This window comes from Campylobacter sp. P0109 (genome assembly GCF_002138755.1).
Classification (GTDB): Bacteria; Campylobacterota; Campylobacteria; order Campylobacterales; family Campylobacteraceae; genus Campylobacter; species Campylobacter devanensis.
In genome coordinates this window covers 110,911-130,277 of the sequence record NZ_MJKK01000004.1, presented here as the reverse complement: position 1 = coordinate 130,277, position 19,367 = coordinate 110,911, and the positions used below count along the sequence as shown (strand labels likewise).

Genomic DNA, 19,367 nt, shown 5'->3' with positions numbered 1-19,367 from the left:
ATTTGGATAGATTTAGGTTGAATTCTAACTAAATTTAAATAATTCTTTGCTTTAATCAAAAATTATTAAAGTTAATAAATCTAAATTTAATATAAAAAATGTTAAATTTAGCACAAAAAATTTAAAAAACAAGCCCATATTTTGCCTAACTTTAAAAATAAATTTTGCAAATTTTTACTAAAATTTAGTCTTAAATTTAAGCCAAATTTGGGTAGCATTACGAATTCTAAAATTATCAAGGACAGTCTTATGGATTATTTAGAACTAGCTCATAAGTATCAAACACCGCTTTATGTGTATGATTTTGATCATATTACTACTCAATATGAGAGATTAAAAAAGGAATTTAATGCTAGAAAGTCACTTATTTGCTACGCTGTAAAAGCCAATTCAAATTTGAGCCTTTTAAAGCATATTGCTACTCTTGGTGGCGGGTTTGATTGTGTGAGTATAGGCGAAGTAAAAAGAGCCTTGCTAGCAGGCGCTAGTAACTATAAGATAATTTATAGCGGAGTTGGAAAGAGCGATGAAGAGATTAAAGAGGCTTTAAATTTAGATATTTTAATGATAAATTTAGAGAGCTTTGCTGAGATGCAAAGAGTTGAATTAATAGCCAAAGAGTTAGGTAAAAAGGCTAGAATCTCAGTTAGAGTTAATCCAAATGTAGATCCAAAAACTCATCCGTATATCTCTACAGGATTACATGAAAATAAATTTGGTGTTAGTATAAATGAAGCTAGGAAAATTTATCTACATGCTCATAGAAGTGATAATCTAGATCCAGTTGGTATTCACTGCCATATTGGAAGTCAGCTAAGTGATATTAGCCCAATTATTGAAGCAGCAAATATTACTAGCGATCTATTAAGAGAGTTAAGAGCAGCTGATATAAATATTAAATTCTTTGATATAGGTGGCGGTATTGGCATTAGATATAGTGATGAAAATGAGCCAAATTTATATGAATATGCTCAAGGAATTTTAGCAGCACTAAAGGGTCAAGATGTAACCATCGTATGCGAACCAGGTAGATTTATAGTAGGAAATAGCGGGGAATTACTCACTCAAGTATTATATGAAAAAACTAATGGTGATAAGCGTTTTGTCATTGTCGATGCGGCTATGAATGATCTTATTCGTCCAAGTTTATATGAGGCTTATCATGAGATAATAGCATTAAAAGATGGAGATAAAACTAATTGTGATGTAGTAGGCCCAATTTGTGAAAGCGGTGATTTTTTAGGTAAAGATATCGAGCTTCCAAGCCTAAATCATGGTGACTTGCTTGTGATTAAAAGCGCTGGGGCATATGGATATTCAATGTCTAGTAACTACAATACAAGAGGCAGAGCTGCACAAGTCGCTATTGAAGGCGGCAAAGATCGCTTAATAGGCAAAAGAGAGAGCTTTGAATATATGATACAAAATGAGAGAGAGTTTATATAATGTATTTTATCGATGTTCAAGGAACCTTAATAAGCGATAGCGATAAAAGTCCAATTAATGGCGCTTGTGAACTACTTAAGAAATTAAATCAAAAACAAATTCCATATGTAGTTATAACAAATAATACAAAAATTAAAAGTGATGAGTTTTTACAAACGCTAAGAGATAAAGGATTGGCAATAAAAGATGGTGCTTATTTAGATCCATTTTGTGTATTAAATAAAACTATTTCACCTTGCCCTGTGGCGCTTTTTGGAGCTAATGAGTTTATTTCTACTATGCAAAATATAGGCTACACACAAGATTTTAGCAATCCAAAAGCAGTTTTAATAGCTAGCTGGGATAAATTTAGCTTTGATGACTTTGCTACTATCAACGAACTTGCCCTAAAAGGGATAAAAATTATAGCTATGCATGAGACTAGTATCTACAAAAAAAATGGTAGATTATATCCAGGAGTTGGCGCTATTGCTAATATGATTAGTTACGCTACTGGAGTGCAATTTAGCAGTATTGGCAAGCCAAGCTTAGGATTTTATACAGCTGCGCTTGAGCTTTTAAAATTGCAAAATCCTAAGGCTGAATTTAAAGATATAACAATAATTAGCGATGACGCAACTGGCGATCTTTATGGAGCTAAAGAGTTGAATATGAGTACGGCTTTGGTTTTAAGTGGTAAAATAGATAAAAGTAGTGCCACAAATTTAAATAGAGATAAAATTGATAATATATATGATGATGTGAGTAAAATTTGGGAGATTTTAAAATGAGCATTGATGAGTTAAGAGTTGGCATCGATAAGATTGATAATGAGATTTTAGGCCTACTTAATCAGCGTATGGAATTTGTCAAAAAAATTGGCGAATTAAAGGTTGGTTCAAATGCTCCAATTTACCGCCCAGAACGTGAAAGAGCAATACTAGAAAGATTAAAATCATTACCTAATAATACTCTAAGCAGCAAAGCTATCGAGGCGATATATTTAGAGATTTTTGCTGTTAGTCGTAATCTAGAACTACCACAAAAAGTAGCATTTTTAGGCCCAGTTGGGACCTATACACATCAAGCAGCTGAGAGTAGATTTGGGGCAATGAGCAGCTATACGCCAATCAGTTCTATAGAGGGTGTTTTTAGGGAACTTAACAATGGTGAGGCTAAATATGGAGTTGTACCAATTGAAAATAATACAGAAGGTGCTGTGGGGATTACCCTTGATTGCTTAAGAAAATATGAAAATGTAAAAATCGTAGCTGAAATTTATATGGATATTCACCATAGTTTTGTTAGTTTAAATGAGAATTTAAGCGATATAAAAAAGATATATTCTCATCCGCAAGGCTATAATCAGTGTCATAAATTTCTAGATGATCATAATCTAAATTCAATAGAGTTTATACCAACTAAATCAACTGCTCAAGCTGCCTATTTAGCCTCACAAGATCCTAGTTCAGCAGCAATCTGCTCTAAAATAGCCGCACATATAAACAAAGTGCCAATAATGTTTGAAAAAATCGAAGATAATATGGCAAATAGAACAAGATTTTTTGTACTAAGTGATTTTAAAAATATCAAAAGTAGCTGCAATAAAACCAGCATCCTAGCACTCACTGCTCACCGTCCAGGCGGCCTTGTAGAGCTGCTTAATATGTTTAAAGAGGGTGGAATAAATTTAACCAAGCTTGAGAGTAGACCAATCAAACAAAAAGATTTTAAAACGGTATTTTATATAGATTTTGAGGGGCACATCGATGATGAAAATGTCGAAGCAGTGCTAAAAAATGCTAGCCAAAACGGACATGAGATCACCTGGCTGGGTAGCTACTTAAACCAAGAAGGACAAGAATGAATTTCAATTCACAAATATCAAATTTACCAATATATGAAGCTGGCAAGCCAATCGAGCTTGTTATTAGAGAGTTTGGCATTGAGCCACAAAATGTAGTAAAACTAGCTAGTAATGAAAATCCACTAGGCTGTTCACCGCTTGCACTTGAAGCTATGAAAGAGTCAATCAAATGTGCAAATTTATATCCAGATGATAGCTATTATGAACTTAAAGAGTCTTTGGCAAATTTATATCATGTAAGTAGTAAAAATATTGTAATTGGTAGTGGTAGCGACCAAGTAATAGAGTTTATCATGCACGCAAAGCTTAATCCAAATACAGCAATGCTAAGTGCAGGTGTAACTTTTGCAATGTATGAAATTTATGCTAAACATATTGGGGCTAAAATTTATAAAACCTCAAGTGCTACACACAACCTAAATCAACTAAAAGAGCAATATCTAGCACACAAAGATGAGATAAAGGTTATATTTTTATGTCTACCAAATAACCCACTTGGTGAATGTTTAGATGCTAATGATGTATATGAGTTTATATCTAGTGTTGATAGTGATACTATTGTAGTAATTGATGGAGCATATATGGAGTTTGCTAAATTTAAAGATAGCAAAAAAGCTATAAATCCAAGTGATATAGTAAAACTAAATAACTCTATATATCTTGGTACATTTTCTAAAGCTTATGGATTAGGCGGAATGAGAGTTGGCTATGGTATTGCAAATGATCAAATAATTACTGCCATTAGCAAGCTTAGAGCGCCATTTAATATTACAACTCCTAGTCTAGCAGCAGCCATTGCAGCTATTAAAGATCAAGCCTTTATAACGCAAACTTTAGAAAATAACTTTAAAGAAATGAAAATTTTTGAAAAATTTGCTACTGAAAATGGGATTGACTTTATTCCAAGTTATACAAATTTTATTACTTTTAAATTTGATACTAGTAGAGACTCAACTCAAATTTGTGATAATCTACTAAGACAAGGTATAATTTTGCGTAATCTAAAAAGCTATGGATTAAATGCAATACGCATAACAATAGGTACCAGCAAACAAAATATAAAAGTTTTAGAAACTCTTAAAAAGGAAATTTAATAGATTATGGATTTTAAAGCTCTTTTTCAACAAATTAGTCAAGTCGTTCAAAATCTAACCAAAAAGCAAAAAATTGTAGTTATTAGCTCTGTTGTTTTGGTTATTGGATTTTTGGTGTTTTTGACTCTATTTAGCAGTAGTAATAAAAACCCAGAGGCTGAGTATGAAGGCTATAGCGTATTATTTCGCAATGTTGATCCTACTATATCTTCTCAAATTATCAACGAATTAGAGGCTCAAGGCGTAAAATATAAACTAGCTGATGAAGGTACGATTTTAGTTCCTACAAGTGATGTCTATCGCCAAAGAATAGCCGTAGCTAGCCTTGGCATAATGGGTGATAATAAAAAGGGTTTTGAAATTTACGATACACAAGATTTTGGAGCAACCGAAAACGAACAAAGAGTTAAATTCCAACGTGCAATTCAAGGCGAGCTATCTAAAACCATCGAAAGTCTAGAGCCAATTGATAAGGCTAGTGTGTATATAGCTTTTCCTAAAGATAGCGTATTTACCGAGCGTCAAGTCCCACCAACAGCTTCAGTTGTAGTAAAAATTAAAGATGGCGCTAAGTTAAATCGTAGACAGATTGATGGAATTAAAAGAATCGTAGCTGGTTCAGTTCCAAATTTAAAACTAGAAGATGTAAAAATAGTAACACAAGATGGCGTAGCACTTGGCGATGATGAGATTGCATTAGAGAATGAATTAGTAGCTGCACAAATTAAATATAGAAGCCAATTTGAAGATTCATATGAGAGAAAAATCATTGATATGATTGGCAAATTTATTGGCGGAAAAGATAAAGTAACAGCTAAAGTTAGCATTGAATTTGATTTTTCAACCAAAGATAGCATAAATGAGATTTATGATCCAAACTCAGTTATTAGAAGTGAGCAAAATATAGAAGAAAAAAGGGAAGGTAAAGAGCCAAAAGATGTTGGTGGTGTGCCGGGTGCAGTTAGTAATATCGGCCCAGTTCAAGGTTTAGAAGATAATAAACCAACCGAGCTATACTCCAAAAATGTCGCCAATACCAACTATGAAATTTCAAAACAAACAATAAAAGTAAAAGATCAATACGCCACGATAAAAAGAGTAACCGCAGCCGTAGTCGTAGATGGAAAGTATGAATTCCAAACCCTTGAAGATGGCTCACAAGCTCAGACTCCAACCTATATTCCATTAAATCAAGATGAATTAAACTCAATAAAAAGTCTAGTCCAGCAAGCAATCGGATATAATGCTGATAGGGGCGATGAAGTTACAGTAAGTAATTTTGAATTTAGACAAACTGGCAAAATTACACAGGTAACAGGCTTCCAAAAAGTTGTAGATACATATTTTAAACCAATTGTACCGGTATTAAAATATCTAATAGTTTTAATAATTTTATATGTATTTTATAAACAAGTTATTACTCCATTTCTTAATAAAATGCTTGAAGAGTCTAAAGACGAAGGTCTTGAGCCGCTCTCACATGAATCTACTATCCAAGAAGAAGCCGAGGATACATTGGAGAAATTCAAAGCTGCTAGAAAACGGGTTGAAGATGAACTTGGAATTGGTGAGAATTTTGATGAAAATGAGCTTAAATACGAAGTTATGCTAGAAAAACTCAAACTCATTGCCACTGAAAGAAGCGATGAGATCGCTACATTGTTGCAAAATATGCTTAAAAATGATACTGGATTTAACTCCAATAAGGAATTCTAATGAAGCTAAACGAAGAACAAAAGGCAGTATATGAAGATTTGAGCATGGCTGAAAAAATAGCCATCTTGCTCATTCAGCTAGGTGAAGATGTTACTACGATGCTTTTTGCGCATATGGATATAGATATTATCACTGAAATCTCAAAATATATTGCCACTGCCAAAACTATCGATAAATCAATAGCAGCTGCAGTGCTAGAAGAATTTTATGTAGTTAGTCAGTCTAACCAATATTTACAAAGTGGCGGTATCGAATATGCTAAAGAGATTTTATTTAGAACATTTGGTCCAGAAATCGCTCAAAAAATTATGGATAAACTCCAAAAATCACTCGAAACCACCAAATCTTTTGGCTATCTTGGCCAGGTGCGACCTCAGCAGTTAGCTGACTTTATCGTCAAAGAACACCCACAAACAATCGCTCTAATCGTAGCCCATATGGATTCATCAAGTGCTGCTGAAACCCTAGTTTATCTACCAGATGATATTAGAAGCGAAGTTGTAATGCGTATGGCAAACCTAGGCGATATTAGCCCATCTGTTGTCAAACGTGTTTCAACCGTACTTGAATCCAAGCTTGATAGCCTTACAAGCTATAAAGTTGAAGTTGGTGGACCAAGAGCTGTTGCAGAAGTTCTTAACCGTCTTGGTCAAAAAGCAAGCAAATCTACAATCGAAATTATTGAGAAAAATGATCCGGCTCTTGCTACGATCATTAAAGATCTTATGTTTACATTTGATGATATTAGCTCTCTTGATAACAATGCTATTAGAGAAATTCTCAAAGTTGTGGATAAAAAGGTACTTATGGTTGGTTTAAAAGGCAGCGGCGAAGAGTTAAAACGCAAATTCCTAGCCAATATGAGCCAAAGGGCAAGTGAAGCATTTATCGAAGAGATGCAATTTATTGGTGCTGTACGTGTAAAAGAGGTTGAAGAGGCGCAAAGAAAAGTTGTAGAACTAGTTCAAAAACTAGCTGAAGATGGAGTATTCCAAGTCGGCGTAAGCGAAGAGATGATAGAATGATAGCAAGTAGTGTAATACATAAAAACAACGAAGAGCATATAGTCGAGCCATATAGATTTAAGGTTTTAGCGCTCCAATCAAATGAATCACCAAAAGAGCAACCAGTCAAGGAGCCAATCCAAGATACAAATAGCGATGCAAGAGATGATTTTGAGTCAAATACACAAAATACTGAATCAAGCTCAACTCCAGCTCAAGAGTCGTCAAATTTAATAGAATCAACATTTATTGAAGAGCTTTTAAAGCGAACTGATGATCTAAGCGGTAATATCGTTAAGCTTCAAATGCAGATTGAACATCAAGAGAATGAATTTAAAATTCGCCTAGAAAATGAGACTCAAAGAGCCAAAGAAGAAGGGTTAAGAGAAGGACACGAACAGGCTAAAGCTGAGTATGATGCAGCTTTAAATGAAACTAGCAAAAAGTATTCAAGTTCCATTGATAAGCTCGATGAGCAAACTGCTAAACTTGAAGCTTTACTAGCAACTAGCCAAAGTGAAATCGCAGCAACTGCTATTGAGATTGCTAAAGAAGTAGTCTTAAAAGAGATAAAAGACAGCTCAGCTCAGATTGCCTTAAATATCGCTAAAAGCTTAATTGATGAACTAAACCAAGCTACAACAATTGAGATAAAAGCCAACCCAAAAGATTATGAGTTTATAAAATCAAATTTAACTCTAAAATCTAATATAAAACTTAGCAGTGATGAGGCTGTATCAGTTGGTGGTGTAATCGTTCTAAGCGATATAGGCAATATCGATGGCAGCGTAATGGCTAGATTTGAGAAAATTAAAAAAATATTAAGCGAATAAAATGAATATAAAATCTCTAAAGCTAGGCGAACTAGAATCTCTAGCCTGTGATATCAGGGAACGAATTTTAAGTGTAGTTAGCACCAATGGCGGACATTTAAGCTCAAATTTAGGAGTTGTAGAGCTTAGTATTGCGATGCACTATGTATTTAATCCCCCAAATGATCCATTTATATTTGATGTTAGCCACCAAAGCTACACTCATAAGCTCTTAAGCGGGCGTTGGAATGAGTTTGATAGTTTGCGTAAATTTGGTGGAATTAGTGGATATACTAAACCTAGCGAGAGTGAATATGATTATTTTATAGCTGGACATAGTTCTACATCTATTAGTCTTGCAGTAGGCGCTGCTAAGGCTATTAAGCTTAAAAACGAAGATAGATTACCCGTAGCTCTAATCGGCGATGGGGCATTAAGCGCTGGGATGGCGTATGAAGCTTTAAATGAGCTAGGCGATCTTAAATATCCATGCGTTATTATCTTAAATGACAATGAGATGAGTATCTCAAAACCGATTGGCGCTATGAGCAAATACCTATCACAGATGATGGCGGGGCCATTTTATCAAAAATTTAAAAGCAAAATTAATCAACTTTTAGAGCTTATGCCAGACTCAGCGGCTTATATGGCTAAAAGATTAGAAGAAGGCATTAGACTCATTACTCCTGGAATGTTTTTTGAAGAGCTTGGATTAGAATATATAGGTCCAGTAGATGGGCATAATATCAAGGATTTAATCTCAGCTTTTAGCGTAGCAAAAAATATGAAAAAACCAGTTATAGTCCATGCTCAAACTATAAAAGGCAAAGGCTATGAGATTGCCGAAGGCCCAAAAGAGAAGTGGCATGGAGTAAGCCCATTTAATCCGCAAAATGGTATAGCACTACAAAAATCTAGTCAAAAAAATGCTACTGAAATTTTTAGCAGTTTACTTTTAGAACTTGCTAGTAAATATGATAATATAGTAGGCGTAACAGCTGCTATGCCTAGTGGCACAGGACTTGGGGCTTTGATTGAGAAATTTCCAGATAGATTTTGGGATACTGCAATTGCAGAACAGCATGCAGTTACATCTATGGCAGCAATGGCAAAAGAAGGCTTTAAACCCTATATTGCAATATATTCAACATTTATGCAAAGAGCCTATGATCAAGTCATTCATGATTGTGCTATTTTAAATTTACCTGTAGTTTTGTGCATGGATAGAGCTGGCATAGTAGGAGAAGATGGTGAGACGCATCAAGGAGCTTTTGATATTAGTTTTTTAAACGCTATACCAAATTTTACTCTTGCAGCACCTAGAGATGAATTAATGTTTAAAGAGATTATAGAATTTTCTTATAGTTTTAATTCGCCACTTGCTATTAGATATCCTAGGGGAAATTTTGGGCTTAGTGATGAGTTTAAACCAGTTAAAGTAGAGCTTGGAAAATCCCAAATTTTATCGCAAAATAATGAAAATGTCGCATTTATTGGATACGGTAATGCGGTAGCTAAAGCATACAAGGTGGCTAAATTTTTAGACATTAATCCTACAATTATAGATCTTATCTTTATAAAACCACTTGATAAAGAGCTGCTTTTAAACCTTGCTAAAGAGCATAAAAAATGGTATATTTTTAGCGATAGTGCTAAGCGTGGTGGGGTTGGCGAGATTTTATCTGGATTTTTGCAAGAGAATAATATTAAAGATGTAAATATTATAAGCTTTGAGTATGAAGATAAGTTTATAACGCATGGATCTATAAATTTAGTAGAAAATAGCTTAAACATCAGTATTGAAGAGATTGCTAAAAAAATCATACTTTAAACAAGATAGGCTAATAGATAAAAAATATTAATTAATAAAGTTGAATTTAAATATTTTTTGGATAAAATATGCCCATTTAATTAAGAGGAAAAAAGTATGGATTACATGGAGCTTTTAAAACAAGCCAAACTTAAAGCCACTCCACAAAGACTGTGTGTGTTAAAAATACTGAGCAATCACACGCATCCAACTATAGATGAGCTTTATGAACAAATTAAAAGCGAATACCCATCTATATCACTTGCAACAGTATATAAAAATCTAAGTACCCTTATAAATGAAAATTTAGTAATTGAGGTTAATAGCCCAAACCAAAAAGCAAAATATGATATTTACGAGCAACAACACATTCATTTAGTATGTAGCAATTGTGGCAACATTACAGATATTAGCGCCAACGATGCGCAGATGATCTCATATCAAACCCATCTAGAACAAAAGATAGGTAACTTAATAAATAGATTAAATATCGTTGCAAATGTCTCAAATTGTTCAAAGTGTTGCTAAATTTAAAGCCCTAAATACGGGGTTTTAAAGCTATATTTTAGTAGTTTTAGTGTAAAATTCTTCACTTTTATTCAAGGAAAAATTTTGCAAAATATCAACTATTTAGAAATCACATCCAAACTCCCAAAAATAGGCAACAAAATGCTATATTTTGGTATCGATATTAGTGCTTATGATGGGGTTAGATTGCTAATTTTGCAAAAGCTCTTTTTAATTGATGGGCTTAGAAAACTCTACCAAAAAGATAAAAATAGTGCGATTTTGGCTATAATTGGAAAGCATTTAATAGAAATAAACTGCCTAATTAATAGCTTTGATTTTATATTTGATAAGCTTGTTGTTGTTAAATTTAGCAAACTTCTAGATCAAATTTTACCGCTATTTGAACATTTAGGCCAAATTTTAAAAGGGCAAAATGATTCTGAATTAAAAGATATTTTAGCTCAAATTCAGATATATTTTGAGAATGGGTTTCAATCATTATGCTTTGAATTGGAGATTTTTTTATACGATACACACTCATTTTACTGCATTAAAGAGTGTAAAATTTCTTCATCATCAGCATATGCAATCCGCAAAAGTATAGTAAATTTACGCCAAGAAATTAAAGCCAAAACCGCCTTAAATTCAAACACTCTAAGCGAACTTTTTGTGCTTGTTAATGCATTTTATCAGATTTTTGGATTAACTAAATTTGAGCAAAAACTCTCAAAAATCACAAATTTAGTCTATAAATTCAAAAAATCCAACCAAAAAGATAGCAAATCAATAAATAAAGAGTTAAATAAAAAGCTAAAAAAATTCGATAAAAAGCTAGCTAAAATCTCAAAAAAACTAAAACCATACTATCAAAAGGAAATCTAGTGCAAAACCAAGAAAAAATCATAGATATGTTTAATGAAATTGCGCCCACTTATGATAAAGCTAATAAAATATTAAGCTTTGGAATCGACGCTTCTTGGAGAAGCTCAGCCTGTGATCAAGTTTTAAAAAATTTTAACTCCTCGCTAAATATTGCAGATGTCGCTTGCGGCACTGGAGATATGATTCAAGCATGGATTAATAGCGCCAAAAAAGCAAATTTAAAAATTGAAAAAATTACCGGAATTGACCCAAGTAAGCAGATGTTAAAAGTAGCCAAAGAAAAGCTCCCAAATTGTGAATTTAAAGAGGCAAAAGCTGATAATACAGAATTAAACCCAAATACCCAGGATATAGTTAGCATAAGTTATGGTATTAGAAATGTTGTAGCTAGAACTCAGGCTTTACATGAGTTTAATAGGGTTTTAAAAATTGGCGGATATTTAGTTGTTTTAGAATTTACCAAAAGGGATAAAAGTGGCCCAATAGCAAAGATTAGGGATTTTTATCTACACAATATTTTGCCTGCAATCGGTGGATTTATAAGCAAAAATAAAGAGGCTTATGAGTATCTACCTAGAAGCATTGAAGGTTTTTTAGACTCAAATGAGTTTTGTCGTGAACTTGAAGGAAGTGGTTTTGAGATGGTGATAGTTAAAGGGTTTAGTATGAATATTAGCACTATGTTTATTGCTAAAAAGGTTAAAAATATATGACAGTAAGCGATCTAAATGAGTCGGCTAAGGCGTTATTAGAGTCGCACTTTAGCGTAGTTGAAGTTGAAGGTGAGATAAGTCGCTTAACAAAACATAGTAGTGGTCACTGGTACTTTACGCTCAAAGATGAGAAATCTGCCATCAGCGTCGCTATGTATAAATTTGCTAATCAAAATATAAAATTTGAAATAAAAGATGGAATGAAAGTTACGCTAATTGGTAAGCTTTCAATCTATAGCCCAAATGGTAGCTATCAGTTTATCGCTAGTCGCATTATTCCAATTGGTGTAGGTGAGCTTGAGCTTGCATTTAATCAGCTCAAAGAGCGTCTAGCTCTTGCTGGTTTATTTAATAGAGCAGATAAAAAACCACTACCAAAATATCCAAGCAAAGTAGGAATCATTACAAGTGCTAGTTCTGCAGCATTTGCTGATATGTGTAAGGTTATTAGTGATAGGTATGTTTTGCCTAAGTTTTATCTATTTAATTCCTTAGTTCAAGGAAATAGCGCTCCAGCAAATTTAATTAAGATGTTAAAGCTTGCTGATTCTATGGAGTTAGATATAATTGTCATTGCTAGAGGCGGCGGGTCTAAAGAGGATTTGTGGTGTTTTAATGATGAAGGCTTGGCTTATGCAATTTATGAAGCAAAAACGCCTATTATCTCAGCTATAGGGCATGAGATTGATTATAGTATTAGTGATTTTGTAGCTGATCACAGATCGCTTACACCCACTGCTGCGATGGTTGATCTCTTGCCTGATAGTAATGAACTTCATCAAAAACTTGATATTTTTCAAAATACTCTTGAAGCGATTATATCATCTAAATTCAACAAATGTGAAAGCTATTTAAATTTAGCCAAAGCACAGATAAAATCTAAAGCAATAGAACAAAAAATCAACTTAGCTACTCTTACTTTAGATAGTTTTAAGTCAAATTTAGATAACTTTTTACATAAAAAATTTAATTTAGCTCAATCAAAAATTGATAAATTTGAGTTAGTTTTTAAAAGACAAGAGTATTTTTACAAGGTAACAAAAAATATGGCACATATTATAAAAGATTCGCAAATCATCTCATTATCTGAGCTAAAAAGCGGCGATGAGATTACTATTAGTTCACAAAATTTATGCAAACAAGCAATAATAAAATAAGGGGATAAAATGAGTAGAGTTTTAAATTTTAGTGCTGGTCCAAGTGCGATTCCATTAGCAGTTTTAGAGCGTGCACAGGCTGAATTTACTAATTATCATGGTCTTGGCTTTAGTATTATGGAGGTTAGCCATAGGGGGAAAGTTTTTGAAGAGTTACACAATAACGCCATTGCTAAACTAAAAAGTTTTTATAATATCGGCGATGATTATGCGGTGCTATTTTTACAAGGTGGTGCGACTTTGCAATTTGCTCAAATTCCGATGAATATTTACACTGGTGGCGTGGCCGAATATGTAAATACCGGTGTTTGGACGCAAAAAGCAATCAAAGAAGCCAAAATCCAAAATATCAATTACAAGGTAATAGCAAGTAGCGAAGATACTAAATTTGATCACATTCCAAATTTTAATTTTAGTGATGATGCTGATTATGGTTATATCTGCTCAAATAACACGATTTATGGCACACAATACGCCACACTTCCAAGCCCAAAATGCCCACTAGTAGTAGATAGCAGTTCTGATCTTTTAAGCCGTGAAATTGATTTTAAGGCACATAATATCGGTCTGTTTTATGGTGGAGCACAAAAAAATGCTGGCCCAGCTGGTATAACTATTATTATAGTTAAAAAAGATTTAGCCGCAAGAGTTAAAGATAGCGTTCCTACTCCGCTTCGTTATACAACGCAAATAGAGGCTAATTCACTAGCTAATACACCTCCAACATTTGGAATTTATATGTTTGATTTGGTTCTTGATTGGATCAAAGATCAAGGTGGTTTAAATGCTATAAATGCTGTAAATGAGCAAAAAGCAGCTGCTTTATATGAACTTATAGATAATTCAGATTTTTACAAAGCATTTGCAAAACCAGGTTCAAGAAGTTTAATGAATGTTAGTTTTGCTACTCCAAGTGCTGAACTTGATGGAGCTTTTGTTAAATTAGCTGAACAAAATGGAATGATAGGATTAAAAGGTCATAGAATCTTAGGTGGTTTAAGAGCTTCTATATATAATGCCGTAACACAACAAAGCGTACAAACTCTATGTGAATTTATGAAGGAATTCCAAAGAACACATGGATAATTTTTAAGCCTTTTAGGTAGTTAAACTCTATTTAAAGGGCTTTTAAATTTTATATTAAATACAAAATATCTGATTGTAAAAATTAGACATAAAAAAAGGCTACGACCCTTGCGAGTCGCAGCCAAATTAATTAAAAGGTAGAATTATAGTTTGTCGCCATCAGTTGATAGGTAGCTTGCTACACCTTCAGTTGTAGGTTTCATACCTTTATCACCTTTGTTCCAGCCAGCTGGACAAACTTCACCATGCTCGTTTGTAAATAGCATTGTATCAACCATTCTTACCATTTCATCGATATTTCTACCAAGTGGTAAATCGTTTATTACTGCGTGGCGAACTGTACCATCTTTATCTAGTAGGAAGCTACCTCTTAGAGCAACTGCTTCATCAAATAGTACATCAAATCCTCTTGCCCACTCTTTTTTAAGGTCAGCTACTAGAGAGAATTGTACTCTACCGATACCGCCTTGTTTAATATCTGTTTCTCTCCATGCAAAGTGGCAGTATTCATTATCTGTGCTAACGCCGATAACTTCAATACCTCTATCTTTAAATTCTTTATATCTTTTGTCAAAAGCGATGATTTCGCTTGGGCAAACAAATGTAAAATCTTTTGGATAGAAAAATACTACTGCACCTTTTGGTCCAATGTTTTTATATAGATCAAAATTTTCTTCAATTTGACCATTGCCTAGAACTGCTACGCCACTTAGTTGTGGTGCTTTATTAGTAACTATCATACTAAATCTCCTTAATAATTTTTATGAATTGCGAAATTGTATCTGTGTAAATTTAACTATAATTAAACGCAGATAAAACAATCTATAAAATCAATTTAAAAGTAATAAAAATATGAATTTAAAGAAAAATTTGCTATAATCGCCCAATTTTTTATTAAAGGAAAAAAATGCTAGGTGATTTTTTTTCAAAAATACGCAAAAAACAATCTCACCCAAGTGAAGCTCCAAGTCACTGGGTAAAGTGCAGCAGTTGTAGCTCTTTAATGTATTTTAAAGAAGTTGAAGCATGCTATAATGTTTGTCCAAAATGTGGATATCATATGAGACTTAGCGCTCAAAAAAGAATAGAATTAATTAGCGATGTTGGAAGTTTTGTTGAATTTGATGCAAATTTAAGACCAATAGATCCATTAAATTTCGTAGATAAAAAATCATATAAAAAGAGAATTGAAGAAGGTCAAAGTAAAAATGGCAAAACAAGCTCAGTAATCTCAGGAGAGGCTACAATTGATGGCCAACCAGTTCAGCTTGTGGTTTTTGATTTTAGCTTTATGGGTGGTAGCCTAAGCTCAGTTGAAGGTGAAAAAATCACTCGTGCAGTTCGCAGAGCGATAGAAAAGAGAAATCCACTTATTATAGTAAGTGCAAGCGGTGGCGCAAGAATGCAAGAGAGTACATTTAGTCTTATGCAAATGAGCAAAACTAGTGCTGCACTCAAACTTTTAAGCGATAATAGATTGCCATATATCTCAGTTCTTACTGACCCTACTATGGGTGGAGTTTCAGCCTCATTTGCTTGGCTAGGTGATTTAATCATTGCTGAGCCAAAAGCTTTAATAGGTTTTGCAGGCCAAAGAGTTATTGAACAAACTATTAAAGCAAGCCTACCTGAAGGTTTTCAAAGAGCTGAGTTCTTGCTAGAGCATGGATTAATAGATGCTATAGTCCCAAGAGATGAGCATAAAAAATATCTTAGTGATATGATAAGATTTTTTATGAAAAATGATAATTTTTATAGCCCAATTAATGAGGCTATTTAGTGCAAATTCTAGTCCATTGTCTTCAAAAGCTTGATGATGATAAAGATATAAAAGATTATATCAAGATGAGTAGCAAATGGGCTAATATTAAAGAGATTAATAAATTTAGCCCACAAATTGCTAAAGCTCAAATTCAAGGCCAAGCCGCATCGCATAGAGCATATGAAGAGGCATATAAGCCTTGTTTAAATGGTTTTTGCATCGGACTTGATGAGCGTGGTGAAATGCTTGATAGCTTTGAGTTTGCAAAGCTTCTTAAAGATAGAAATCAAATTTCATTTTTTATTGGCGGGGCTTATGGTTTAGGTGATAATTTACGGGGAGAGATGGATAAGTTAGTGAGTTTATCACGGCTAACATTTGCGCATAAAATAGCTAAACTCGTACTATATGAGCAGATTTTTCGCGCTCTTTGCATTAATGCAAACCACCCCTATCATAAATAAAAAGGAGTTATATGACAACAAGCCAACTAGAGTATTTTAAAGAGTTGCTTTTAGAGAGAAAAGAGCAAATTCAAAGAAATATCAATGATGCAGCTAGCGAGATTGATGGACTTAGACAAAGTGGTGCTACTGATGAGCTTGACTTTGCTAGTATTAGTGCTGATGAAGAACTAGAACACTCAATCTCAGCTAAACAACAACAAGAGCTTAATGAAATTGATCAATCATTAACAAAAATTGAATCTGGAATTTATGGTATTTGCGATATGTGCGAAGATGATATTGATATAGAACGCCTAAAAGTAAAACCACACGCACGCTACTGCATTACGTGTCGTGAAATTGCTGAAAAAACAATAATAAAATAAGGGTAAAAGATGAAAACTAGACGATTTTTCTTATATTCTGTTATCTATATTGGGCTTGTTTGGCTGGTCACTTTTTCGTTTGCTGACCAAAATTATGCTATAAATATTCTTAGCTATACACTTGAATTACCAGTAGCTACATGGCTTGTGGTGCCACTTTGTATCTTTGCGATTTTAGCACTTTTGCATATGAGCTACTATGGGTTTAAAATCTACCTAGAAGGTAGAGCAATGAAAAGCGATGCTCAAATTTATAATGTTTTAGCTAAGGAAATTTACCTTGGACTAGAGTCAAATAAAGATTTTAAAACCGATCTTTTTGCAGCTTCAAGTGAGGTTACAAAATCTCTTTCTCCATGGCTAAATTTAGGCAAACCAGTTCTTCATAACGATGATTTAAGAGCCGCCTATGAGCTTTACAATGATGTAAAAACTGGAAAAGTATGTGAGTTAAAAAGATTTAAGCTTTTAAAAACTAATCCACTCTATATCCAAAATGAAAAAAACAAAATTCAAGCTGACTATAAATACGCTATTACCATCTTATCTAGTAATGATGCAAACGAAGAATTAAGAGCTTTTGCTTCAAATGCACTCGTAGAAAATGGTTCGTTTTTAGAACTATCTAAATTCAATCCAATCTACACAAATAGCGATGTATTAACACTGGTAAATAGATACTCTAAAGACAAATTTGAAATTAGTACAAATGATATGTTTGGAATTATTAATAAAGTTAAATTTACCTCAGATGAATATATTAAAATTGCTAAAATGCTTAAAACAAAAGTTGAGCCAGATCTGCTTATATCTATGTTTGAGCATCTTAGAAATGATGAAGGGGCTGCATTTGAAGCATATTTATATCTACTTTATGACTTCCAAATGATAGAAAAGCTTAGAGAAGCGATAATGAGCGGTAATGCTAAATTTGAGCGTATTGAGACCTTACTCTTTTTAAGAGATCATGGTAAAATCGCTAGAGCGGATCTATTTTATTAATGATTGATTTTAGCTCAAAACCGTTATTTTTAGCCCCTTTAGCGGGCTTTTCTGATCTACCACTTCGCAGCCTAGCTAAGCGTTTTGGCTGCGATTGTACAGTTAGTGAAATGATTAGCTCAAATGCTCTTGTATATGAACATGATAAGACCTTAGCAATGCTAGAAAAATCTCCACTAGAAACGCCATATATAGTTCAGCTAGCAGGTAGCGACACAGGCGTAATCGCTAGAGCAGTAGAGATTTTAAATGAATTTGATGGGATTGATGGGATTGATTTAAACTGTGGTTGTCCAGTGCCAAAAGTAATAAAACAAAATGCCGGTTCAGCCTTATTAAATGAACCAAAATTGCTATGTAATATCATTGAAACGATTAAAACTAAATCAAATAAACGCTATACTTCGGTTAAAATTCGTCTAGGATTTAACACCAAAATGGCACACCTAATAGCTCAAGATTTATCTAACGCTGGGGCTGATTTTATCTGTGTGCATGGACGAACTAGAGCTGGTGGATATAGCGCACCAGTTGATTATGAAGCCATCGCTAAAATAAAATCAAATACAACAATTCCAGTTATTGCCAATGGCGACATTAATCTAGATAACTATCAAAATGTATTAAAAACTACTGGTTGTGATGGACTGATGATTGGCAGAGCTAGTATTGGTTCTCCATGGATATTTAAAGAGATTAAAGAAAATCAAAGTATAAATCCAGATGAAAAAAGACAAGTAATTAAAGAACATTTTGAACTAATGCTTAATACTTATGGTAATCATGCTATAGGGATTTTTCGCAAACATTTACACGAATACTCCAAAGGTCTTAATGGGGCTAGCGAATTTAGATCTAGCGTTAATCAAATACACTCTCCAGAGCAGATGAGAGAGCAGATTGAACAATTTTTTGACCCATGCAGGGCTATATCTTAAAGGTTCAAAAAGTAAGAGATGAAGACTGTATTGTCACAATTCTCTCTCCGCACAAACAGATCAAATGCTATAGGTTTTATGGCGCTCGTCACCCTATTATCACTCAAGGATTTAAACTTGATTTTGAATTAGTTGAAAGTAAAAGCTTTTTGCCACATCTTCGCTCGACTATGCATCTAGGATTTAGCTGGTTAATCGAGCGTGAACGACTTTTAGTTTGGCAAAATTTTATGCGGCTAATGGCTGATCATTTACGTGATGTACAAGAGAGTGATGAGTTTTATTTTGAAATACTTGAAATGTGTGCTAAGAAATTTCACCGCCAAAACCCTATTAGAGTCGTACTTGAATCCTATGCAATGATTTTAAAATTTGAGGGGCGATTGCATATTGATACTAGTTGTTTTATCTGCGATGGCAAGCTTAATGAACAAGTCGGACTTGGTAGAGCATTTTTACTTGCCCATCCTGAATGCATAGGCAAAAATCCATTCAACTATGATAGCGTGATCAAATTTCTTTCTACTGCTTCAACTGCTCACTTAAACGATACGCAAATCAAAGAGTTATATTTTATCCTTTTAGAGGGGTTTTAATTTTTTGTTTATATGGATTGCTTTATCTTCTAAAACATATCAAGAAAATAATAATAAAATAAATCAAAAGTATTAAAGTAAATATTTTAATAAGTATTTACTTTGCAAGTTATTATGACGGCAATATGATATAATCTAAAACTAAAAAGCACTATTTTACA

The 19,367-nt window shown here is 33.6% G+C and carries 20 protein-coding genes; 19 read left to right on the top strand and 1 reads right to left on the bottom strand.

Annotated features, from left to right (window positions below):
* The first annotated feature begins 249 nt into the window (after nucleotides 1-249).
* From lysA to serC, 13 genes are all read left to right on the top strand, one after another.
* Complete coding sequence (gene lysA / locus CIGNP109_RS05465; protein WP_086228513.1) at nucleotides 250-1,446, top strand: diaminopimelate decarboxylase; 1,197 nt, start codon at nucleotides 250-252, stop codon at nucleotides 1,444-1,446.
* A complete protein-coding gene (locus CIGNP109_RS05460; RefSeq protein ID WP_086226722.1) occupies nucleotides 1,446-2,216 on the top strand; it encodes an HAD-IIA family hydrolase in 771 nt (256 codons plus the stop codon). The genes lysA and CIGNP109_RS05460 overlap by 1 nt, the downstream gene beginning before the upstream one ends.
* Complete coding sequence (gene pheA, locus CIGNP109_RS05455) at nucleotides 2,213-3,292, top strand: prephenate dehydratase (RefSeq protein ID WP_086228512.1); 1,080 nt, start codon at nucleotides 2,213-2,215, stop codon at nucleotides 3,290-3,292. Before CIGNP109_RS05460 ends, pheA begins: the two co-directional genes overlap by 4 nt.
* Nucleotides 3,289-4,386: a histidinol-phosphate transaminase gene (gene hisC, locus CIGNP109_RS05450; protein ID WP_086228511.1), complete on the top strand. Its 1,098-nt coding sequence runs from the start codon at nucleotides 3,289-3,291 to the stop codon at nucleotides 4,384-4,386. The genes pheA and hisC overlap by 4 nt, the downstream gene beginning before the upstream one ends.
* Before the next feature lie 6 nt (nucleotides 4,387-4,392).
* Nucleotides 4,393-6,102 (top strand): flagellar basal-body MS-ring/collar protein FliF, encoded by a 1,710-nt coding sequence (gene fliF, locus CIGNP109_RS05445; protein WP_086226725.1) that lies wholly within the window; start codon nucleotides 4,393-4,395, stop codon nucleotides 6,100-6,102.
* Nucleotides 6,102-7,127 (top strand): flagellar motor switch protein FliG, encoded by a 1,026-nt coding sequence (gene fliG, locus CIGNP109_RS05440; RefSeq protein ID WP_086225143.1) that lies wholly within the window; start codon nucleotides 6,102-6,104, stop codon nucleotides 7,125-7,127. Before fliF ends, fliG begins: the two co-directional genes overlap by 1 nt.
* Nucleotides 7,124-7,939: a flagellar assembly protein FliH gene (gene fliH, locus CIGNP109_RS05435; protein ID WP_086228510.1), complete on the top strand. Its 816-nt coding sequence runs from the start codon at nucleotides 7,124-7,126 to the stop codon at nucleotides 7,937-7,939. Before fliG ends, fliH begins: the two co-directional genes overlap by 4 nt.
* A 1-nt stretch (nucleotide 7,940) precedes the next feature.
* Nucleotides 7,941-9,749: a 1-deoxy-D-xylulose-5-phosphate synthase gene (gene dxs / locus CIGNP109_RS05430; RefSeq protein ID WP_086228509.1), complete on the top strand. Its 1,809-nt coding sequence runs from the start codon at nucleotides 7,941-7,943 to the stop codon at nucleotides 9,747-9,749.
* Nucleotides 9,750-9,845: 96 nt separating this feature from the next.
* A complete protein-coding gene (locus tag CIGNP109_RS05425; RefSeq protein WP_086228508.1) occupies nucleotides 9,846-10,256 on the top strand; it encodes a Fur family transcriptional regulator in 411 nt (136 codons plus the stop codon).
* Between the two features lie 84 nt (nucleotides 10,257-10,340).
* The gene (locus CIGNP109_RS05420; protein WP_086228507.1) at nucleotides 10,341-11,120 is read left to right on the top strand and encodes a hypothetical protein; all 780 of its coding nucleotides are present in this window, start codon (nucleotides 10,341-10,343) and stop codon (nucleotides 11,118-11,120) included.
* Nucleotides 11,120-11,833 carry a bifunctional demethylmenaquinone methyltransferase/2-methoxy-6-polyprenyl-1,4-benzoquinol methylase UbiE gene (ubiE, locus tag CIGNP109_RS05415; protein ID WP_086228506.1) on the top strand — a complete coding sequence of 238 codons (714 nt, stop codon included), beginning with the start codon at nucleotides 11,120-11,122 and terminating at the stop codon, nucleotides 11,831-11,833. Before CIGNP109_RS05420 ends, ubiE begins: the two co-directional genes overlap by 1 nt.
* Complete coding sequence (gene xseA, locus CIGNP109_RS05410) at nucleotides 11,830-12,990, top strand: exodeoxyribonuclease VII large subunit (protein ID WP_086228505.1); 1,161 nt, start codon at nucleotides 11,830-11,832, stop codon at nucleotides 12,988-12,990. The genes ubiE and xseA overlap by 4 nt, the downstream gene beginning before the upstream one ends.
* 9 nt (nucleotides 12,991-12,999) lie before the next feature.
* On the top strand, nucleotides 13,000-14,076 hold the full coding sequence (serC, locus tag CIGNP109_RS05405) for a 3-phosphoserine/phosphohydroxythreonine transaminase (protein WP_086228504.1): 1,077 nt from the start codon (nucleotides 13,000-13,002) through the stop codon (nucleotides 14,074-14,076).
* Between the two features lie 143 nt (nucleotides 14,077-14,219).
* On the opposite strand, the gene CIGNP109_RS05400 is transcribed toward serC, so the two are convergent.
* Entirely contained in the window at nucleotides 14,220-14,816 is a 597-nt protein-coding gene (locus tag CIGNP109_RS05400; RefSeq protein ID WP_086228503.1) for a peroxiredoxin, read from the bottom strand.
* Between the two features lie 167 nt (nucleotides 14,817-14,983).
* Here CIGNP109_RS05400 and accD point away from each other — a divergent pair, with 167 nt between their 5' ends.
* The 6 genes from accD to recO are packed head-to-tail and all read left to right on the top strand — an operon-like array spanning nucleotide 14,984 to nucleotide 19,206.
* The gene (gene accD / locus CIGNP109_RS05395; RefSeq protein WP_086225134.1) at nucleotides 14,984-15,856 is read left to right on the top strand and encodes an acetyl-CoA carboxylase, carboxyltransferase subunit beta; all 873 of its coding nucleotides are present in this window, start codon (nucleotides 14,984-14,986) and stop codon (nucleotides 15,854-15,856) included.
* Nucleotides 15,856-16,302 (top strand): 23S rRNA (pseudouridine(1915)-N(3))-methyltransferase RlmH, encoded by a 447-nt coding sequence (locus CIGNP109_RS05390; protein ID WP_086228502.1) that lies wholly within the window; start codon nucleotides 15,856-15,858, stop codon nucleotides 16,300-16,302. Before accD ends, CIGNP109_RS05390 begins: the two co-directional genes overlap by 1 nt.
* An 11-nt stretch (nucleotides 16,303-16,313) precedes the next feature.
* Entirely contained in the window at nucleotides 16,314-16,670 is a 357-nt protein-coding gene (dksA, locus tag CIGNP109_RS05385; RefSeq protein ID WP_086228501.1) for an RNA polymerase-binding protein DksA, read from the top strand.
* Nucleotides 16,671-16,679: 9 nt separating this feature from the next.
* Entirely contained in the window at nucleotides 16,680-17,672 is a 993-nt protein-coding gene (locus CIGNP109_RS05380; protein WP_086228500.1) for a hypothetical protein, read from the top strand.
* Nucleotides 17,672-18,610 carry a tRNA dihydrouridine synthase gene (locus CIGNP109_RS05375; protein ID WP_086228499.1) on the top strand — a complete coding sequence of 313 codons (939 nt, stop codon included), beginning with the start codon at nucleotides 17,672-17,674 and terminating at the stop codon, nucleotides 18,608-18,610. The genes CIGNP109_RS05380 and CIGNP109_RS05375 overlap by 1 nt, the downstream gene beginning before the upstream one ends.
* Complete coding sequence (recO, locus tag CIGNP109_RS05370; RefSeq protein WP_086228498.1) at nucleotides 18,592-19,206, top strand: recombination protein RecO; 615 nt, start codon at nucleotides 18,592-18,594, stop codon at nucleotides 19,204-19,206. The genes CIGNP109_RS05375 and recO overlap by 19 nt, the downstream gene beginning before the upstream one ends.
* Nucleotides 19,207-19,367 lie beyond the last annotated feature (161 nt).